Source organism: Halomonas sp. WWR20 (genome assembly GCF_054602495.1).
The window spans coordinates 95,877-114,127 of record NZ_JBTRHR010000008.1; the positions used below are offsets into that span (position 1 = coordinate 95,877).

At 61.9% G+C, this 18,251-nt stretch carries 19 protein-coding genes and 1 tRNA gene; 12 read left to right on the forward strand and 8 right to left on the reverse strand.

Features of this window, described 5'->3' with window-relative positions:
• Nucleotides 1-104: 104 nt before the first annotated feature.
• From ACW4DH_RS15380 to ACW4DH_RS15400, 5 genes are all read left to right on the forward strand, one after another.
• Nucleotides 105-752, forward strand: a complete 648-nt coding sequence (locus tag ACW4DH_RS15380; RefSeq protein WP_459637284.1) for a DsbA family oxidoreductase — start codon at nucleotides 105-107, stop codon at nucleotides 750-752.
• Between the two features lie 47 nt (nucleotides 753-799).
• Complete coding sequence (locus tag ACW4DH_RS15385) at nucleotides 800-1,123, forward strand: DMT family transporter (protein ID WP_459637285.1); 324 nt, start codon at nucleotides 800-802, stop codon at nucleotides 1,121-1,123.
• Nucleotides 1,124-1,190: 67 nt separating this feature from the next.
• Nucleotides 1,191-1,583 (forward strand): DMT family transporter, encoded by a 393-nt coding sequence (locus ACW4DH_RS15390; protein WP_459637286.1) that lies wholly within the window; start codon nucleotides 1,191-1,193, stop codon nucleotides 1,581-1,583.
• Between the two features lie 77 nt (nucleotides 1,584-1,660).
• Nucleotides 1,661-2,143 carry a nucleoside deaminase gene (locus ACW4DH_RS15395; protein ID WP_459637287.1) on the forward strand — a complete coding sequence of 161 codons (483 nt, stop codon included), beginning with the start codon at nucleotides 1,661-1,663 and terminating at the stop codon, nucleotides 2,141-2,143.
• Nucleotides 2,140-2,952: a maleate cis-trans isomerase family protein gene (locus ACW4DH_RS15400; RefSeq protein WP_459637288.1), complete on the forward strand. Its 813-nt coding sequence runs from the start codon at nucleotides 2,140-2,142 to the stop codon at nucleotides 2,950-2,952. Before ACW4DH_RS15395 ends, ACW4DH_RS15400 begins: the two co-directional genes overlap by 4 nt.
• Nucleotides 2,953-3,061: 109 nt before the next feature.
• Here the strand turns inward: ACW4DH_RS15400 and ACW4DH_RS15405 are convergent, their stop codons facing one another.
• From ACW4DH_RS15405 to hemA, 8 genes are all read right to left on the reverse strand, one after another.
• Nucleotides 3,062-4,378: an NAD(P)/FAD-dependent oxidoreductase gene (locus ACW4DH_RS15405; RefSeq protein ID WP_459637289.1), complete on the reverse strand. Its 1,317-nt coding sequence runs from the start codon at nucleotides 4,376-4,378 to the stop codon at nucleotides 3,062-3,064.
• Nucleotides 4,379-4,423: 45 nt separating this feature from the next.
• Nucleotides 4,424-5,788 carry a glutamine synthetase family protein gene (locus ACW4DH_RS15410; protein WP_459637290.1) on the reverse strand — a complete coding sequence of 455 codons (1,365 nt, stop codon included), beginning with the start codon at nucleotides 5,786-5,788 and terminating at the stop codon, nucleotides 4,424-4,426.
• Nucleotides 5,789-5,943: 155 nt separating this feature from the next.
• Nucleotides 5,944-7,236, reverse strand: coding sequence for an NAD(P)/FAD-dependent oxidoreductase (locus ACW4DH_RS15415; RefSeq protein WP_459637291.1), 1,293 nt, complete (start codon nucleotides 7,234-7,236; stop codon nucleotides 5,944-5,946).
• Nucleotides 7,237-7,535: 299 nt separating this feature from the next.
• Nucleotides 7,536-8,282 carry a HesA/MoeB/ThiF family protein gene (locus ACW4DH_RS15420; protein WP_459637347.1) on the reverse strand — a complete coding sequence of 249 codons (747 nt, stop codon included), beginning with the start codon at nucleotides 8,280-8,282 and terminating at the stop codon, nucleotides 7,536-7,538.
• Between the two features lie 35 nt (nucleotides 8,283-8,317).
• Nucleotides 8,318-8,818 (reverse strand): Lrp/AsnC ligand binding domain-containing protein, encoded by a 501-nt coding sequence (locus tag ACW4DH_RS15425; RefSeq protein WP_459637292.1) that lies wholly within the window; start codon nucleotides 8,816-8,818, stop codon nucleotides 8,318-8,320.
• Nucleotides 8,819-9,020: 202 nt separating this feature from the next.
• Entirely contained in the window at nucleotides 9,021-9,878 is an 858-nt protein-coding gene (prmC, locus tag ACW4DH_RS15430; RefSeq protein WP_459637293.1) for a peptide chain release factor N(5)-glutamine methyltransferase, read from the reverse strand.
• The gene (prfA, locus tag ACW4DH_RS15435) at nucleotides 9,878-10,963 is read right to left on the reverse strand and encodes a peptide chain release factor 1 (protein ID WP_459637294.1); all 1,086 of its coding nucleotides are present in this window, start codon (nucleotides 10,961-10,963) and stop codon (nucleotides 9,878-9,880) included. The genes prmC and prfA overlap by 1 nt, the downstream gene beginning before the upstream one ends.
• Nucleotides 10,960-12,234 carry a glutamyl-tRNA reductase gene (gene hemA / locus ACW4DH_RS15440; RefSeq protein WP_459637295.1) on the reverse strand — a complete coding sequence of 425 codons (1,275 nt, stop codon included), beginning with the start codon at nucleotides 12,232-12,234 and terminating at the stop codon, nucleotides 10,960-10,962. The genes prfA and hemA overlap by 4 nt, the downstream gene beginning before the upstream one ends.
• Nucleotides 12,235-12,551: 317 nt before the next feature.
• On the opposite strand from hemA, the gene ACW4DH_RS15445 reads away from it, so the two are divergent.
• The 7 genes from ACW4DH_RS15445 to pth all read left to right on the forward strand — a co-directional run bounded on the left by ACW4DH_RS15445 (nucleotide 12,552) and on the right by pth (nucleotide 18,238).
• A complete protein-coding gene (locus ACW4DH_RS15445) occupies nucleotides 12,552-14,231 on the forward strand; it encodes a tetratricopeptide repeat protein (protein ID WP_459637296.1) in 1,680 nt (559 codons plus the stop codon).
• Nucleotides 14,231-14,848 carry a lipoprotein insertase outer membrane protein LolB gene (gene lolB, locus ACW4DH_RS15450; protein ID WP_459637297.1) on the forward strand — a complete coding sequence of 206 codons (618 nt, stop codon included), beginning with the start codon at nucleotides 14,231-14,233 and terminating at the stop codon, nucleotides 14,846-14,848. Before ACW4DH_RS15445 ends, lolB begins: the two co-directional genes overlap by 1 nt.
• Complete coding sequence (gene ispE / locus ACW4DH_RS15455) at nucleotides 14,845-15,702, forward strand: 4-(cytidine 5'-diphospho)-2-C-methyl-D-erythritol kinase (RefSeq protein ID WP_459637298.1); 858 nt, start codon at nucleotides 14,845-14,847, stop codon at nucleotides 15,700-15,702. Before lolB ends, ispE begins: the two co-directional genes overlap by 4 nt.
• An 89-nt stretch (nucleotides 15,703-15,791) precedes the next feature.
• Nucleotides 15,792-15,866: transfer RNA gene (locus ACW4DH_RS15460), tRNA-Gln, on the forward strand.
• 71 nt (nucleotides 15,867-15,937) lie between these two features.
• Entirely contained in the window at nucleotides 15,938-16,879 is a 942-nt protein-coding gene (locus ACW4DH_RS15465) for a ribose-phosphate pyrophosphokinase (protein WP_459637299.1), read from the forward strand.
• A gap of 104 nt (nucleotides 16,880-16,983) precedes the next feature.
• Entirely contained in the window at nucleotides 16,984-17,622 is a 639-nt protein-coding gene (locus ACW4DH_RS15470) for a 50S ribosomal protein L25/general stress protein Ctc (protein ID WP_459637300.1), read from the forward strand.
• A gap of 31 nt (nucleotides 17,623-17,653) precedes the next feature.
• The gene (gene pth, locus ACW4DH_RS15475; RefSeq protein ID WP_459637301.1) at nucleotides 17,654-18,238 is read left to right on the forward strand and encodes an aminoacyl-tRNA hydrolase; all 585 of its coding nucleotides are present in this window, start codon (nucleotides 17,654-17,656) and stop codon (nucleotides 18,236-18,238) included.
• The last annotated feature ends 13 nt before the right edge of the window (nucleotides 18,239-18,251 follow it).

Here is an 18,251-nt window from a genome sequence, read left to right on the forward strand (position 1 = left end):
CTCTGAAAACTTGATGAAAAGTAATCAACCACTCGGTCGGGTGAGTATCAGGCAAGGGTTAATTCCATTGCTAAAAATATGTATGCACAACTATGGATAATTGTATGAACCAACAAATCACTATCTACACCGATTACGTTTGCCCGTATTGCCTTTTGGCGGAGCACATCGTCGAAGAAGTGATCCAGGGGCAGGACATCGAGATCACATGGCGACCCTATGAGCTGCGGCCCGAGCCGGTACCGACCCTGCGCGTCGAGGACCCCTATTTGCCACAGGTCTGGAAGCAGTCGGTCTATCCGATGGCCGAGCGCTTGGGGGTGCCGATCAAGTTACCTGCTATTTCGCCGCAGCCACGCACTGACAAGGCCTTTGAGGTTTTCGCGATGGCCGACGAGCAGGGGCTGGGCCATGCGTTTTCGATGCGCGCTTTGAAAGCCTTCTTCCAGGAGGAGAAAGATATCGGTAACCCAGAGGTGCTAGCCGATCTGGGGGCCGAGGTGGGGCTCGAGCGGGAGTCCGTACTGAACGTACTGGCCAAGGGCACCTACCGGGAGCGTCACCGCGAGGCCCTGCGTCATGCCCGGGAGGACATGGCCATCACATCCGTACCCACCATTGTGGTTGGCAAGCAGGTTTTCCGTGGCCTGCCATCACAGGGAGAGCTGCGCCGGGCCATCGATCAGACCACGGCAGAGGCCGACCACGAGCAGCGCCTGCCTGATACCACGCTCGCAGGCAACGCACACTAGCCCCAGCCAACGGGGTCGCCAATCAATTTACTTCAGGAGTCATCATCATGATCAGCTGGATATATCTCGGCATCGCCGTTCTTTTTGAAATTGCCGTCGCCTTCTCTGCAGGAAACGCTCAGGGGTTCACCCGCCTGTGGTGGACGATCGCCACGCTTGTCAGCGGGGCCATTGCCACCTTCTTCCTCAGCCTCGCTCTTCTCGAGTTCGATGTCGGCGTGGGCTACTCAATTTGGACCTCCGTGGCCGGGGTCGGGATCGTCATCCTGGGTGCGATTTTCTTCCAGGAACGGCTCAACCTAAGAAAGCTTTCGGGTATCGCCATGGTCATTGGCGGTGTCATCGGGCTTCGACTGAGCGGCGCAGCGTAAGGACAAATCAAGCAGTGACCGCAATTGCGGTACCTATGAAATCTGCACTAAACCAAAGGAAATCGACATGACTAATGCCTCTTCAAACCAAGCCAGCAACGGGCGTGCATGGCTCGCGCTACTGCTCGCCGGCGCCTTCGAAATCGTTTATGCGTTGAGTGTCGCCGGTAGCGAAGCCTTTACCGTTCTGAGCTGGTCGATCTCGGCAATCGTCTTCTTCCTGCTCACGTTGTATGCGCTGAGCGTCGCCTTGAAGACAATCGACATCGGAATTGGCTATGCCGTATGGGCGGGCATCGGCGCGGTGGGTTCAGCCGTCTTCGGTAGTTTTCTGTTCGATCAATCGCTGACACTGACCCAGGCCTTCTGGCTCGCCTTCATCATCGCGGGTGTCATCTGGCTGAAACTGTCCAGTAGCGAGAAGCTACAAGCCGATAAATCAGGCCTCGTAGCGTCCTGAACGAGGCTCAAACGCGCTCGAAAGGACAAGCTGCCGTAAGCCACTTGTCCTTTCATCCACCCCGTCGGGAGACATTGATGTCCACTAGCCCAACTGATCGCTTCTCGCAGCTCATGGATGATGTTGTTGCCTCCTCCACTGAGCATGTCCGTAGTGGCGGCATACCCTTCACGGCCTTTGTCGTTGATGCTTCCGGAACGGTTCTGGGGCGTGGCGTAAACCGCGTTCTTGAACATCACGACCCGACCGCCCATGCGGAGGTCGAGGCAATCAGAGACGCGTGTCGTAACGTCGGCGCCCGCCAATTGCGTGGGAAGACGCTCCTGGCGTCGGGCGAGCCCTGTGCCATGTGCTACCTGAACGCACTCTTCGCCGGTATCGACGAGGTGATCTACGCGGTCGATCGGGACGGTGCCGCCGAAGCGGGCTTCGATTACCGAGGTTCGTACCAGATGCTGGCCCATTTCCCCGACCTGTGGCCGATGAAGGTACACAAGCACGCCACCACCCAGGCACTCGAGCCGTTCAACCTTTGGAGAAGAAAAAGGAGTTTCCTGTGAATGCCCCACTGAACCCGGCCCAGGCCGGTAACAATCCTGCCGTCTTGTTCCGCCCCGATGGATGGAACCGTTCGATTCGCATTGGCGCCGTGGTCCCGCATGCCGATGTTGGACCGGAAGCAGAGCTGCAGGCGATGGCCACCGATGACATCACTATCCATGGTAGCCGGCTATATTTCTCAGCCATGCGAGCTGGCGGTGAAATGGATGAAAAAATCCCTCATGCTCCAGTGGCCTCGTTTGCTGAGCTGCCCTATGTCGATGAAGCAGTAGAAAGCCTGGCCGCCTCGCCACTGGATGCTGTATGCCTGGCCTTCACCAGTTCAGCCTACAAGCACGGGCCCGACGGAGAACGTGCCCTTATCGAGCGGCTGCGCCCCCGGGCTCGCGACCTGCCTCTGGTCTCTACTTGCCTTTCTGCAGAGCGAGCGCTGGCCAAGCTGGGCGCCAAGAGGCTAGCGATCGTCAACCCGCCGTGGTTCGACGCCGACCTGGATGGACTCGGAGCGAGATACTTCGAAGCGGCAGGGTTCCAGGTGGTTCACCATGCCCCTTGTGGTCTACCGAGCGGTCAGAAGTACATCACGCCCGAGAGCCTGTACGACTGGATTGCCAGGGTCATGGCCGAGTCAGAAGCGGACTCTGTATTCGTCGGAGGCAATGGCCAACGCTCGGTGGGGATCATCGATGCCGTGGAAAAGACCTTGGGTGTCTCGATGATTACCGGCAACCAGGCCATTCTCTGGGATGCGCTGCGTTCTATAGGGGTAGATGCGCGTATCGAAGGCTATGGCAAGCTATTCGATTAAGTTCTGTCCTAACTCTACCAGCCTTTACCGCACCGTATCGGTGCGGTTTTTGTGCTGAGCTAAACTGACGACACGGCAGTCAGCGATGGGTAACCCTGTATATGACGAGTTACACGCCCAGGCCATCGCGCAGGCGGTAGTACCAGGCCCCGAGAGCGCTGAACGGCACCCGGAACAGCCGCCCGCCGGGAAACGGCAGATGCGGGATGTCGGCGAAGGCGTCGAAGCGCTCGTGCTGGCCGGACAACGCTTCGGCGATCAGCCGTCCCGCCAGATGTGTGGCGGTCACGCCGTGCCCTGAATAGCCCTGCACGTAGAACACGTTATGGTTGAGCCGTCCGAATTGCGGCAGACGATTGAGCGTGAGCAGGAAGTTGCCGCTCCAGGCATGCTCCAGCGCGACTCCCTTGAGCTGGGGAAAGGTTTTCTCCAGCTTGGGGCGAATCACGTTTTCGATGCTCGCCGGATCCTGGCCACCATAGTTCACGCCGCCGCCATAGATCAGCCGCCGATCCGCCGACAGGCGGAAGTAATCGAGCAGGTAATTGCTGTCCTCGACACAGCGGTCATGAGGCAGCAGCTCCCGGGCTACCGCCTCGTCCAGCGGTCGGGTGGCCACCACCTGGGTGCCACAGGGCATGGACTTGCCCTCCAGATGGGGTATCAGGCCACTCATGTAGGCGTTACCGGCCACCACTACATGGTCAGCCACCACCTCTCCCGCGGGCGTGCGCACCCGTGCCGGCTCACCGTGAATCAGCTCCACCACCGGCGACTGCTCGTGGATGACGCCGCCAAGTGACTCGAAGGCGGCCGCCTGGCCGAGCACCAGATTGAGCGGATGTACATGGCCGCCCGAGTGGTCGAGCAGCGCTCCCACGTAGCGCGTGGTACCGATCTCGCGGCGGTAGGCGCCGCCTTCCAGCAATTCGAGTCGGTCGTTGCCGTAGCGCTCCCATAAGGCCTTGTGTTCGATGAGCCCTCGCCACTGCCTAGCATTGCACGCCGCGAACAGGTTGCCGTCCTTGAGATCGCAGCCAATGGCGTAGCGCGCCACCCGCCCGCGAATGATGGCGTTGCCTTCGAAGGCCATATCGCCAAGAGCCCGCGCCGTATCTTCGCCATAGCGCGCCTCGATCACGTCCATGTCGCGGCTGTAGCTGTTGACGATCTGCCCGCCGTTGCGTCCCGATGCGCCAAAACCGACCCGGACGGCCTCCAGCACCACAACTTGGTAACCTTTCTCGGCCAGATGCAGCGCCGAAGAGATGCCGGAGAAACCGGCGCCGATCACACAGACATCGTAGCGCACCGTTTCTTGCAGGGCGGGACGTTCGGGGCTGGCATGGGCGGAGGCGGCGTAGTAGGAAGCGACGTGCTCCCGCGCGGGAGCAACCGAGACATGCGGCGTGGCGTGGGGAGACATAGCGCTTCCTGAAGCAATATGGTGGACGAATGGCCGTGCAAGGCGTCAGACCCTGAGCAGCAGATGCTCGCGTTCCCAAGAGCTGATAACACGAAAATAGGCGGTGTGCTCGGCACGCTTGACCGCCAGATAACTTCGCGTGAAGCGCTCGCCCAGCAGGTCGGCCAGCGGCGCACAGTGGCTCAAGGCGTCCAGCGCCGGCCCCATGTCCTCGGGCAGGGTATGCCCGGCAGACCAGGCGGACCCGATCATCGGCGGACGCGGCTCGAGCTGGCCCAGCATACCCAGGTAGCCGCAGGCCAGCGAGGCCGCCATGACCAGATAGGGATTGGCGTCGGCGCCGGCCAGGCGGTTCTCGACCCGTGTCGCCTCGGGATCTCCTACCGGTACGCGCAACCCCACCGTGCGATTGTCGAACCCCCATTCGGTATTGATCGGCGCCGAGCCGCTCGATTCGCTGCGCAGCAGGCGTCGGTAGGAGTTCACGTTGGGTGCGAAGAACGGCATCGCCGCCGGCAGGTAGTGCTGCAGTCCGCCGATGTACTGGTGAAACATCTTGCTCGGCCGCCCTTCTTCGCCGGCGAACAGGTTCCTGCCGGTCTCGACATCGATCAGGCTCTGATGCAGATGCATGGAACTGCCCGGCTCCGAGGCCATCGGCTTGGCCATGAAGGTGGCGTACATGCCGTGGCGCAGCGCCGTCTCGCGCAGCGTGCGCTTGAAGATCACTACCTGGTCGGCCAGCGCCAGCGGATCACCATGCTGGAAGTTGACCTCCATCTGGCCGGCCCCTTCCTCGTGAGTCAGGGTATCGATGTCCAGCTCCTGCGCCTCGCAGTAGTCGTACATGTCCTCGAACAGCGGGTCGAACTCGTTGACCGCATCGATGGAGAACGACTGGCGGCTGCTCTCCTGACGTCCGCTGCGCCCGATGGGGGGTTCGAGAGGGTAGTCCGGATCGGTGTTGGTCTTGACCAGATAGAATTCGAGTTCCGGTGCCATGATGGGCTTCCAGCCACGCGCGGCGTAGAGCGCCAGCACATGCTTGAGGACATGGCGCGGCGAGAGTTCCACCGGCTCGCCGGACATGTAGTAGCAGTCGTGGATGATCTGCGCCGTGGGGTCGTCGGCCCAGGGCACGAGAAACACCGAATCGGGATCCGGCACCAGTTCCATGTCGAGTTCGGCCGAGTTCCAGAAACGGATATCGTCGTCGTCGGGATAGCCTCCCGTCACCGTCTGGATGAAGATGGAATCCGGCAGCCGGGGGCGTCCGCCATTGAGGTACTTGCCTGCCGGCATGATCTTGCCCTTGAGAATGCCGGTCAGATCCGAGACCAGGCATTCCACCTCGGTAATGCCATGCTTGCTGAACCACGCGTTCAGGGTAGGGTCCTGCGGGTTGCTCATACGAATTCCTTAGCTGGCCTGCCGGGGATTGCAGTCCCCGGCCTCTCGACTCAATGCGACTGCACTTCCGTCCACAACGGCTGGAAGGTCTGCAGCTTCTCGCCTTCCAGGCTCGGCGTGAAGTGAAGATTCTGCAAATCTTCCTCGGCCGGCATTCACAGCAGGTCGCGCAGCCTGTAGAACTGGGTCGCCAGCACCAGCAGGGGGATACGCAGTCTCTCGCCGCCTGGAAACACTTGGTGGCGCATGGCCGCAAAGACATCGAACCGCTCGGCTTGGCCGGCAATCGACTCGGCCATCAATTGCCCGGCCAGACCCGCCAGGGACATGCCATGCCCCGAGTATCCCTGGGCATAGACGATATTGCTCCCCAGCCAGCCGAAATCCGGGGCCCGATTGCGCGTGATGGCAACATCACCACCCCAGCGATAATCGATGCGCACCCCCTCGAGTGCTGGAAACAGCCTCGCCATTTTCGCCTCCATACGGGCGCGCAATCCACGCGGCTCGCGTCCGCTGTAACTCACCTCGCCGCCATAAAGCAGGCGATGATCGGCGGAAAGACGGTAATAGTCGAGAACGAAGTTGGCATCGGAGACGGCATCGTTGCGGGGCAGAACCTGAGCGACCTGTGCATCGCTGAGCGGTTCGGTGGCGATGATATAGTTGGCCACCTTCATGATCCGCCCACTCATCTCCCTTACCAGCCCCTCGAGGTAGGCGTTGGTGGCGATCACCACGTAATCGGTCTTCACCCGGCCGTGGACCGTGACGACCGTGGCCGGCGTTTCTTGCTCGATGCGTATCGCAGGGCTGTGTTCATGGATCACCACCCCAGCCTGCTGCGCGGCCCGTGCCAGCCCCAGCGTGTAATTGAGTGGATGGAGATGGCCGCCCTCGCGATCGAAGAGTCCGCCCAGGTAGGCATCGGTGACCACATGTTCGCGCAGTGCCGGGGCGTCTAGCCAGGTCTCGCCTGAGTAGTCGTAGACTTCGGCCATGTAAGCTTGATGGCGCCGCATCGCCCTGACGTGACGAGGCTTGAGCGCCACGTGCAGATAGCCCCAGGCGAGATCGCAGGGAATGGCGTGGCGCTCGATCAATGCCTGGGTCAGGCGCACCGACTCCCGACTCAGCTCCCAGGTACGGCGTGCCATCTCGCGCCCCAGCGCCTTCTCGATCACCGGCATGTCGGTACCCAGCCCGGGAAGGATCTGCCCCCCGCTGCGCCCCGACGCACCATGGCCGATCTCGCCGGCTTCCAGCAGTACTACACGATATCCCCGCTCCGCCAGATGTAGCGCGGCCGAACATCCGGTTACGCCACCGCCCACCACGCAGACGTCTGCCCTGACCTCGCCTGTCAATGGCACACTCGGCGCGAGCTCGACAGCCACGCTGGCATTGTAATAGGAGGAAGGGCGGCGCAGGGCTGCAGCGATGTTCATGGACAGGTAGGGGCCCCGTAGTGGCACGACGTTGGCCAGCGAACAGCGCGGGCACGCTTGATGGGCTTTAGTTTGACATTAAAGCGTTACGCGGCGTCAAGTAGTGAAACGTCTCGGAATGAATTGTCCGCGGGTGCGCCTCATTCACCCAGGACGGACCGGATGAGGGAGATAGCCCCAGTAGACTCGGTGAGAATGACAGGCTCGATGAGAATCAGCCACGCCAGCTGCGACAACCTTGCGCTCAGTGATGGCAGAAATCATGTGTGGTGTCGGCGAGATGACCAGAGCGGCTACGTTTAGCGCTTCGCACATACCGGGCACTGCGGGTCGCGCCTGACCTTGAAGTGACGCCATTCGCCATGGAGCCCGTCGAAGGTGGACAGCCCCTGATGCGTGGTGCCAGCACCGGCAAGCAGCTTGACCGCTTCCAGGGCCTGGAAGGCACCCACGATGCCGACGAGAGGGGCGACAACCCCGTTCTCGGCGCAGCGCAGCTCTTCGTCATCGCCCTGCTCCCCATACAGGCAGGCGTAGCAGGGAGACGCCTCGTCACGCGGGTCGAATACCATCAATTGGCCGGAAAAACGGATCGCCGCCCCCGCCACCAGGGGGGTAGCGGTTTCCACGCAAGCCCGGTTGACGGCGAAGCGACTGGAGAAACGGTCGGTGCAGTCGAGCACCACATCCGCGCTTCGCACCGCATCCGACAACGCCTCACCGGACAGGCGGGCCGTCAGGGCGTGGACATTGCAATGGGGGTTGAGTGCACGGGCCGATTCCGCGGCGGAATCCGCCTTGTGCCGGCCAAGGTCCGCCTGTCCATGAGCGATCTGACGCTGCAGGTTGGACAGCTCAACCACGTCGTCATCGGCCAGCGTCAGCCGCCCGACACCGGCGGCGGCCAGATACAGCGCCGCGGGAGACCCCAGTCCTCCGGCACCCACAATCAACGCATGGGCACCCAGCAAGCGCTGCTGCCCTTCGATCTCGATCTGCTCGAGCATGATCTGGCGGCTATAGCGCAGCAGCGCCTCATCATTCATCGAAGGCATGGCATTATCCTATGAACGCTTGAGATTCACTTTTCGTCGAGTTGATGAACATCGGGCACGTAGAGCGAAAACTCTTCCTTGACCTCTTCCATGACCACGTAACTCTTCGACTCCTTGACCCCCGGTAGGGTCAAGACTACGTCACCCAGCAGTTGCCGGTAGGCCGACATTTCAGGAATGCGGCATTTCAGGATGTAGTCGAACTGCCCCGAGACCAGATGGCACTCCTGAATCTGGGGCAGCTTGGCTACGGCACGCCGGAACTCGTCGAATACGGCAGGTGATTGCGTCTCGAGGCTAATCTCGACGAACACCAGCAGGTTAGCCTTCAATGCGCGGGGATCGAGCACGGCCTTGTAGCCGCGAATGATACCGGCACGTTCCAGCCGTTTGACGCGCTCCAGGCAAGGAGTCGTCGACAGCCCCACCTGAGACGCCAGATCCACATAGGAGATACGCGCGTTGTCCTGCAGGCAACGCAGGATGTTGAGATCGATACGATCCAGAGAGCGTGTTTTGGCTTTCATTATAATTTTGTTCCGGGCCGATGAATAACAGAACAATAACCTACATAACCATGCCCTGGCGGCGCAATCAACTATAATTCACCGTAAGCTGACGGGTGCAGGTCAATGCTTAAGATTATCACGCTCGTCGCCTGCCGCTCCCGACGGTCAATGGCCCGTTCGATCTCGAAAATCACCCCAATACCAGCCAGACAAGCGATGATTACGCCTTGGCGTTTTCCGCAACACCAAGCTGCCCCAGACTCACCCGGTCATGCCCGGCCAAATCGGGTAGCGTTGTCACTGCACGATACCCCGCGGCCTGCAGCGCTTCACGAACCGCGGCCCCTTGGGACAGACCGTGCTCGAGCATCACCCAGCCGCCTGGCACGAGATAGCCACGCGCCGTGCGCACCAGAAAGAGCAGGTCCGCCAGCCCCGCCGCCTCGGCCACCAGTGCCGAGCGCGGCTCGAAACGCACATCACCCAGCCCCAGGTGGTGGTCGTCGTCCGCCAGATAAGGAGGATTGGAGACGATAAGGTCGAAGCACTGCCCAGCGACGGCGGAAAACCAGTCGCTCTGTGCGAAGCGAACATTGCCGAAGCCCAGTTGCTGAGCGTTATGCCTAGCAAGCTGCACCGCCTCCGCTACCCGGTCGACACCCAACACCTGCCACTGAGGTCGCTCGCTGGCAAAGGCCAAGGCAACAGCGCCGGTACCGGTACCCAAATCAAGCATCCGCCCCTGATGAGCGCGCGCGCTCATCAGTGCCGCCTCCACCAGACACTCGGTATCCGGACGCGGAATCAGCGTGGCCTCGCTGGTCGCCAGCGTCAGCCCCCAGAATTCACGCTGTCCGGTCAGGTAGGCCACCGGATGCCCCGCGGCACGGGCCGCCACCAGTGCCTCGAAACGCGCCCGCTCGAAACCCTGCAATGGCTGGTCGCCCCAGGTATACAGCCATGTCCGGTCGCGTGCGACGACATGCATCATCAGCACTTCGCCATCCAGGCGTGGGGTGGGCGAGCCCGCCAGCTGCAGACGGGCCGTGGCGAGCGTCAACAGCTGATCGATGCTCATCAGGCAAGCTGCAGGGCGGCAAGCTGCTCGGCCTGGTACTCATTGACCAGCGGTCCGATGATTTCGTCGAGCTCGCCGGTCATCACCTCATTGAGCTTGTAGAGCGTCAGGTTGATGCGGTGATCGGTGATGCGCCCCTGGGGAAAATTGTAGGTACGGATACGCTCGCTGCGATCTCCCGAGCCCACCAGCGAACGCCGGGTGTCAGCCTGCTGCTGACGCTGACTGTTGATGGCGTTCTGCTTGAGCCGTGCGGCCAGCAGCGACATCGCCTTGGCGCGGTTCTTGTGCTGGCTGCGCTCTTCCTGGCATTCGACCACCAGTCCGGTGGGCAGATGCGTGATGCGAATGGCCGAATCGGTGGTGTTGACGTGCTGGCCCCCGGCCCCGCTGGAGCGGAAGGTGTCGACCCGCAGGTCATTGGCATTGATATCGATGTCTTCCACCGCATCGGCTTCCGCCATCACGGCGACGGTGCAGGCAGAGGTATGCACGCGCCCCTGGGACTCGGTGGCGGGTACGCGCTGCACTCGGTGTGCTCCGGACTCGAACTTGAGCTTCGCATAGACGCCATCGCCACGAACCCGGGCGATGATTTCCTTGTAGCCGCCATGCTCGCCGTGGCTGGCACTGATGATCTCGAACTTCCAGCCCTGCTTTTCCCCATAGCGCGAATACATGCGGAACAGGTCGCCCGCGAACAACGCCGCCTCGTCACCGCCCGTGCCGGCGCGCACCTCGAGAAACACGTTGTGCTCGTCATCGGGGTCCTTGGGCACCAGCAATCGCTTGACCTGCTCTTCCAATTCGGCCTGACGCGCTCGCGCCGCCAACCACTCCTCCTCGGCCAGTTCACGCATTTCGACATCGCTGTCCTGGCGCATCTGCTCGGCGACCTCGATATCTTCCTCGGTTACCCGATACGCGCGCCAGGCATCGATCAACGGCTCCAGTTCGGCATATTCGCGTGAATAATCGCGGAACCGGGACTGATCCATGATCACTTCGGGCTCAGAGAGCAGCGCGGCAAGCTCCTCGAAGCGGTCATGGAAGGCCTCAAGCCGTTGGCGCAATGTCTCTTTCATGCAGGATCCTGTGTCGTCGCGGCCGGATCGATCAGCAGAGTGTCGGCCGCTTGAATAATATCGTGTCGCTCGGCACCGGAGGCGTCGCGCAGGCGTTGCGTGGGGCCGTGCACCAGCTTGTTGGTCAACTGACGGGTCAGACGCTTGAGCACCTTCTCAGGATCGTCGCCCCGAGCCAGCTGCGCCAACGCCTGAGCCTCCGCCGTAGCGCGCAACTCTTCGGCCTGCTCACGGTAACGGCGAATCAGGTCTCCGGCACCGCGCACGCGACGCTCATGCAGCCAATGTCCCACGCCGAGTTCGATCAGCGACTCGGCCTGTTGCGCCGCCACCTCGCGATGCCGGCGGTTCTCCTCGATGACCTCCTGTAGATCATCGACGCTGTACAGAAACACGTCGTCGAGCTCGCCGACCTGGGGTTCGATATCCCGGGGGACGGCGATATCGACCATGAACATCGGCCGGTGGCGACGCACCTTCAAGGCGCGCTCGACCATCCCTTTGCCCAGGATCGGCAGCGCACTCGCCGTGGAGGAAATGACGATATCGGCACGCTCCAGCGCGTGGGGAATGTCGGCAAGTTCGATCGCCTCGGCACCTAACTCTTGCGCCAGCCGCTCGGCCCGCTCACGAGTGCGGTTGGCCACGGTCAGACTGCGGATGCCGGCTTCTCCCAGATGCCTCGCCACGAGCTCGATGGTTTCGCCGGCCCCGATCAACAGCGCCCGCGCGCGGGAAAAATCATCGAAGATGCGGCTGGCCAGACTCACGGCGGCATAGGCAACCGACACCGGATTTTCGCCGATGCCGGTCTCGGTGCGCACTTGCTTGGCTACCGAGAAGGTGTGCTGGAACAGACGCTCAAGTTCGCCGCCCAGGCCCGCATGCGTGCGTGCCACCTGATAGGCATCCTTGAGCTGGCCGAGAATCTGCGGCTCGCCGAGCACCATCGAATCCAGCCCGGCGGCGACACGCATCAGATGCCGCGCGGCCTCGCCATCCAGATAGTGGTAAGCGCAGTGCATCAACTGTTCCACCGGCAGACGATGAAACCGGCTGAGCCAATCGAGGATATGGCGCTCACCCTGGTTGTCGGTGACGCAATACAGCTCGGTACGGTTGCAGGTCGACAGCACGGCCGCCTCTTGCACGTGAGGCAGGCTTTTCAATTGCGCCAGGGCACTCTCGAGCTGGGTCGGCGTAAAAGCGACCTGCTCGCGCACCTCGACGGCAGCTGTCTTGTGGTTGATTCCCAGGGCAAGAAGCGTCATGAAATCACGGTCATTAATGGGTCGCTTGTGAGCATCGGTCGGCGATATGAACCATGCAGGCGATGTGAGGACGGCCACGCCATTTTACCAGCCTGCACCGTCCTGCTGTCAGGGCCAATATCCTACCATAGTGCTGCGCGCCATGGCATGACACCCGTTCAAGCACTGTCACTTCGCCGCTGCGATCGTGCATGCGGTGCTTGCCCCTTGCCGCTAAGCCGGTATGCTGGAATCACTTGATTGGAGACGAGGGTGGGATGCGCTCACGCTTGATAACGACCGCCGCGGTAACGGCATGGCTCACGGGATGTCAGGGCATGTCCCCCTCGGCAACCGTCCCGCCGCAACAGGACCCGCTGGCCAATGCGCCGCCCATCACGCAGGGATTCGATGCGGCCGGTCTGCAGAGCGTAATGATCGCCGAAATGGCCGGCCAGCGTGGCGACTATCAACACGCCGCGCGCGGCTATCTGGACGCGACCCGGCGCTACGGCTCGCCCAAGCTCGCCGAACGCGCCGCGCTTGCTGCACGCTACGCCAATGATTCCGAACTGCTGGAACGTTCGGCACGCCGCTGGCTGGAACTCGATCCCGAGGCGGAACTGCCGGGACGGTTGCTGTCGAGCCTGGCCCTGCAGCGTGGCGACTGGATAGTGGCTTTGCAACAGCGCTTGGCCCAAGCCCAGCGAGGCCAGGAGGCGGAACTGACCGCGCTGGTCGAGCTGGCTATCGAAAATCAGGCCGATTCCGAGGCCCTGCTGGCCGAACTGCGCCCTTTCACACAAACTCATCCCCAGCACGCCGATGCCCAGTTGGCCACCGCACTGCTCGAAGCCGCCAGTGGCGCTCTGAGCAACGCCGACCGGCGCTTGGCTCGCCTAGCCGAAAGCCAACCCGACCTGCCGGAGCTGTGGCTGGCACGCGCCACCATCGCCATGCAAGCCAAGCAGTACCAACGCGCGCGTGACGCGGCCACCCACGGGCTCGAGCTGAGTCCCGATGACAACCGTTTCGTGCTGGCGCTGGCGCAAGCCCATCTCGCGCTGGGTCAGGTGGCGGAGGCCGAAGCGCAAAGCGAACGCATCATTGCCAGCCATGACGACAGTCCCATGCTGCGCATCGCACTGGCCCAGATGTTTCTGGAACGGCAGGCACCAGACGCGGCACGGCGCCTTCTGTTGCCGTTGCTCGATCAGGATGACACGCCCCCAGCCGCCTTTATTCTACTGGGCACCATTGCCGAGCAGGCAGGCGAAGTGGACAACGCCCTACTCTACTATCGCCAAGTGCCGCCTGGAGAGGGATTTATCGACGCGCGGGCGCGAGCTGCCCACATGCTGATCGAAGCGGATCGCGAACTGGATGCCCATGCCTTTCTGCACATCGAACGCCTGCGTCATCCGGATCAGCAAACCGAGTTGCTACGCCTCGAGATCGGACTATTCGACACACAGGGCGAAACGGCAGCCGCTGACGCCCTGCTGGATCGCGCCCTGCTTGAACAGCCCGACAATGCCGAGCTTCTGTTCATGCGCGCCATGCGGGCCTACGATCAGGGCGATCTGGACACCATGGAGCGGGACCTGCGCGCCATTCTCGAACAGGACCCCGCTAATAGCGTGGCCCTGAATGCGCTGGGCTATACCCTGGCCAATGAAACCGACCGCGACGAAGAGGCGCTGCCACTCATCGAAAAGGCCCATCGCCTGGACCCGGAGAGTGCCGCGATTCTCGACAGCCTAGGCTGGGTCCACTATCAACTCGGCGACCCCGAGCGGGCCCTGCCCTACCTGCAAGAGGCGTTCAACAAACAGCCCGATCAGGAAATCGCGGCGCACCTCGCGGCGGTACTCTGGCAACTGGGCCAGCAGGAAAAAGCGCGCGCCCTGGTCGCGGATACCCTGGCCCGTTTCGACGAGCATCCGGCCATCGACACCCTTCTTCTACAAGAGCCGAGCCTGGCTCCCACACCCTCTGAGATCCCGGGAACTCCCTGATGTCACGCTTGATCATTGGCGTTTTCACGCTTCTGCTACTGGCCGGTTGTGCCGGCCAACCTCCCAGCCCCGACGTTCCTCGCCAGTCAGGTGACTGGCAACGGCAACAGACACGCATTGAATCCCTGAACGCCTGGACATTGGCCGGCAAAGTCGGGCTGCGTACGCCCGAAGACCTCACCAGCGCCAATCTCGACTGGACCCAACAGCCCAACCATTACCGCATGCTGCTCAGCGGTCCTTTCGGCACCGGCCGCAGTGTACTCGAGGGCCGTCCTGGCCATGTCAGCCTGACCACCGGCGAAGGACGCTTCGAGGCCGACAGCCCCGAGGCCCTGCTGCACGAACAGCTGGGCTGGTCGCTGCCCGTTTCCTCGCTGGATTATTGGATACGCGGCCTGCCGGCCCCCGGCATGCCGCACACCATGAACTCCGACGCTCTCGGCTTTCCGGACCGCCTGCACCAGGCCGGCTGGGATATCGACTATCACACCTGGACCCAGGCCGACGGTCTGTGGCTTCCGCAACGCCTGGTAATGACCTACGACGACCTGCGCGTCACGCTGATGGTCAACGATTGGCAGCCCGACACTACCGCGACCAGCGCCGCCTCATGAGCTTGACCCTGCCGGCACCGGCCAAACTCAATCGCATGCTGCATATCACTGGGCAACGGCCCGATGGCTACCATGAACTGCAGACGCTGTTTCAGTTTCTCGATCATGGCGACACCCTGCATTTCTCGCCGCGCAGGGACAGCCGCATCGAACTGACACCGCCACTTGTCGGCGTTGCGGCGCAGGACAACCTGATCGTGCGAGCCGCCCACCTCCTGCAACAGGCCAGCGGATGTCGGCTCGGTGTCGATATCCGCCTCGACAAGCGGCTACCGATGGGGGGTGGACTGGGCGGCGGCAGCTCCAATGCCGCCACGACATTGCTGGCGCTGAATCGTCTATGGCAGCTGCGGCTCACGCCTACCGCTCTCGCCGAACTCGGCCTGAGCCTCGGCGCGGACGTGCCCGTTTTCGTGCATGGCCGCGCGGCATGGGCCGAAGGTATCGGCGAAAGGCTCACTCCTGTCGAACTCGACACCCCGTGGTTCATCGTTCTCCATCCCGGCGTCGCGGTTTCCACCCCATCGGTGTTCCGCCACGCTGAATTGACACGCGACACCCCGCCAATTAGTATGGCGCGCGCATTGCAGGGGGGATGCGAATGGCGCAACGACTGCGAGGTCGTGGCGCGGCGGCTTTACCCAGCTGTCGACCATGCCATTGAATGGCTTAGGCAATTCGGCCCGGCAATGCTGACCGGCACCGGTGCTTGCCTGTTCTGTCCCTTGACGAGTGAATCCGTCGCCGATAGAATCCTGCGCCGTGCTCGTGGTGACTGGCAGGCCTTCAAGGCCCGCGGCTGCAACACATCCCCTCTCCATAATGCTCTTGATGCCCTGGCGGATAGCGGATAAGTCTGTTGACCCCAGCAGGTATCAGAAAAAGAGCAGCGACGAGTTGGTCGCCTGGGCTCAATGAGCCGTGTTGACAGGGTGTTCGTTGCTGGGGTATAGCCAAGTGGTAAGGCAGCGGTTTCTGGTACCGCCATTCGGAGGTTCGAATCCTCCTACCCCAGCCAATCCCAGGCCATGACCGACGCCGTAACTGATCCACTCCCGAGATCCCACAAGACTCCAAAGGTGGCTGCGCGTGTCTAAATTGATGGTCTTCGCGGGGAATGCCAACCCCGAACTCGCCCGTAAGGTAGCCGAGTGTCTCGATAATCGACTCGGCCATGCTACGGTCGGTCAGTTCAGCGATGGGGAAATCGCCGTCGAGATCAACGAGAACGTTCGCGGCAAGGACGTTTTCATTCTGCAGTCCACGTGCGCCCCGACCAACGACAACCTGATGGAGCTGATCCTGATGGTGGATGCGTTGCGTCGTGCTTCTGCTACTCGAATCACCGCCGTGGTGCCCTATTTCGGCTACGCTCGCCAGGACCGCCGCGTGCGCTCCGCTCGCGTGCCGATCTCCGCCAAGGTGGTTGCCGACGTGATGGTCAAGGCCGGCGTCGACCGCGTCATGACCATGGATCTACACGCCGATCAGATTCAGGGCTTCTTCGATGTGCCGGTGGACAACGTCTACGGCTCGCCGATCCTGCTCGACGATATCGAACGCCAGAACTATGACGATCTGGTCGTGGTGTCTCCCGACGTGGGCGGCGTGGTACGGGCCCGAGCCATCGCCAAGCAGCTCAACGCCGATCTGGCCATCATCGACAAGCGTCGTCCCCAGGCCAATCAGGCTCAAGTCATGCATATCATCGGGGAAGTCGATAACCGGACCTGCGTCGTCGTCGATGACATGGTGGATACGGCAGGCACCTTGTGCAAGGCGGCTGAAGCGCTCAAGGGGCACGGCGCCCGCCGCGTGGTGGCCTATGCCACTCACCCGATCCTGTCCGGGCCCGCAGTCGACAATATTACTGGCTCGGAGCTTGACGAACTTGTGGTGACCGATACCATTCCGCTTTCAGAGCTGGCATGCCGCAGTGGCAAAATCCGCCAGCTCAGCGTGGCGGGGCTTATCGCCGAAGCGATACGTCGCGTCAGTAACGAAGAATCCGTCAGCGCGATGTTTCACTGACATCGCTCGGATACAAGGCTCCCGATATTTTCCGGGGGCATTCAGGAACGGCATCGTCTGGTCGCGGACGATGCCGCTTCCTTTAACAACCAAGAGGTTGAATCATGTCTGACTATAAACTTACCGCCAACGTTCGCCACGCGCTGGGGAAAGGTGCGAGCCGCCGCCTGCGTCGTGAGAACCAGCAGGTTGCCGCCATCATTTACGGTGGTGAAAAGACGCCGCAGCCGATCACTATCGACAAGGCCGCCTTCTACAAGGCGATCGAGGACGAAGCCTTCTTCTCCTCGCTGATCTCCATCGACGTCGAAGGCAGCACCGAGCAGGTCGTCATCCGCGATCTGCAGCGTCACCCGTACAAGGCGCTGGTCACTCACGCCGACTTCCTGCGTATCGATGCCACTCACGAGCTGTCCATGCATGTGCCGCTGCACGTGATCGGCGAAGACGCGTGCAAAGGCGTCAAGGACGAGGGTGGCGTACTGCACGTACTCGCCAATGATGTCGAGGTCAGCTGTCTGCCGTCCAACCTGCCCGAGTATATCGAAGTCGACGTCGCCGACTTGAGCATGGGCGAGACGCTGCACCTGTCCGACCTGAAACTGCCGCAAGGCGTCAGCCTCGTCGCGTTGACTCACGGCGAAGAGTATGACGCCGGTGTGGTCAGCGTGACCCACGCCACCGTCAGCGCCGCTAGCGAGGACGAGGAAGGCGCAGGTAGTGAAGAAGGACAGGCGGAATAATCCCGTCAGCTGATATCGGACAGGCGAACGCATGAGCCAAGTGAAAGCGATCATCGGACTGGGCAACCCCGGTCCGGAATACGATGACACCCGGCACAATGCGGGCGCCTGGCTGGTGGAAGCCATTGCGCGCGACAGCCATACGTCACTGCGCCCGGAAAAGAAATTCCTGGGTCATTATGCCAAGGTGAGTTATGGCGGGCAGGAACTTCACCTGCTCGTCCCGACCACCTTCATGAATCGCAGTGGCGCGGCTGTCGCCGCGCTTTGCCAGTTCTACAAGCTAACCTCGGACGAACTGCTCGTAGCCCACGATGAGCTGGATATCGCTCCGGGTACCGCTCGTTACAAGCAAGGCGGTGGCCATGGGGGACACAACGGGCTGCGCGATACTATCAGCGCACTGGGCAACGACAGATCCTTCCATCGTCTACGTATCGGCATCGGCCATCCCGGCGAAGCCCGCCAAGTCACGAATTACGTTCTCGGACGCCCCGGCAAAGCTGAACGTAGCGCTATCGACGCCGCCATCGACGAATGTCTGTTCACGCTTCCCGACGCCCTCGAGGGCAACTGGGCCAAGGCAATGAATCGTCTGCATACGTTCCAAGCCTGACTCAACCGATGAT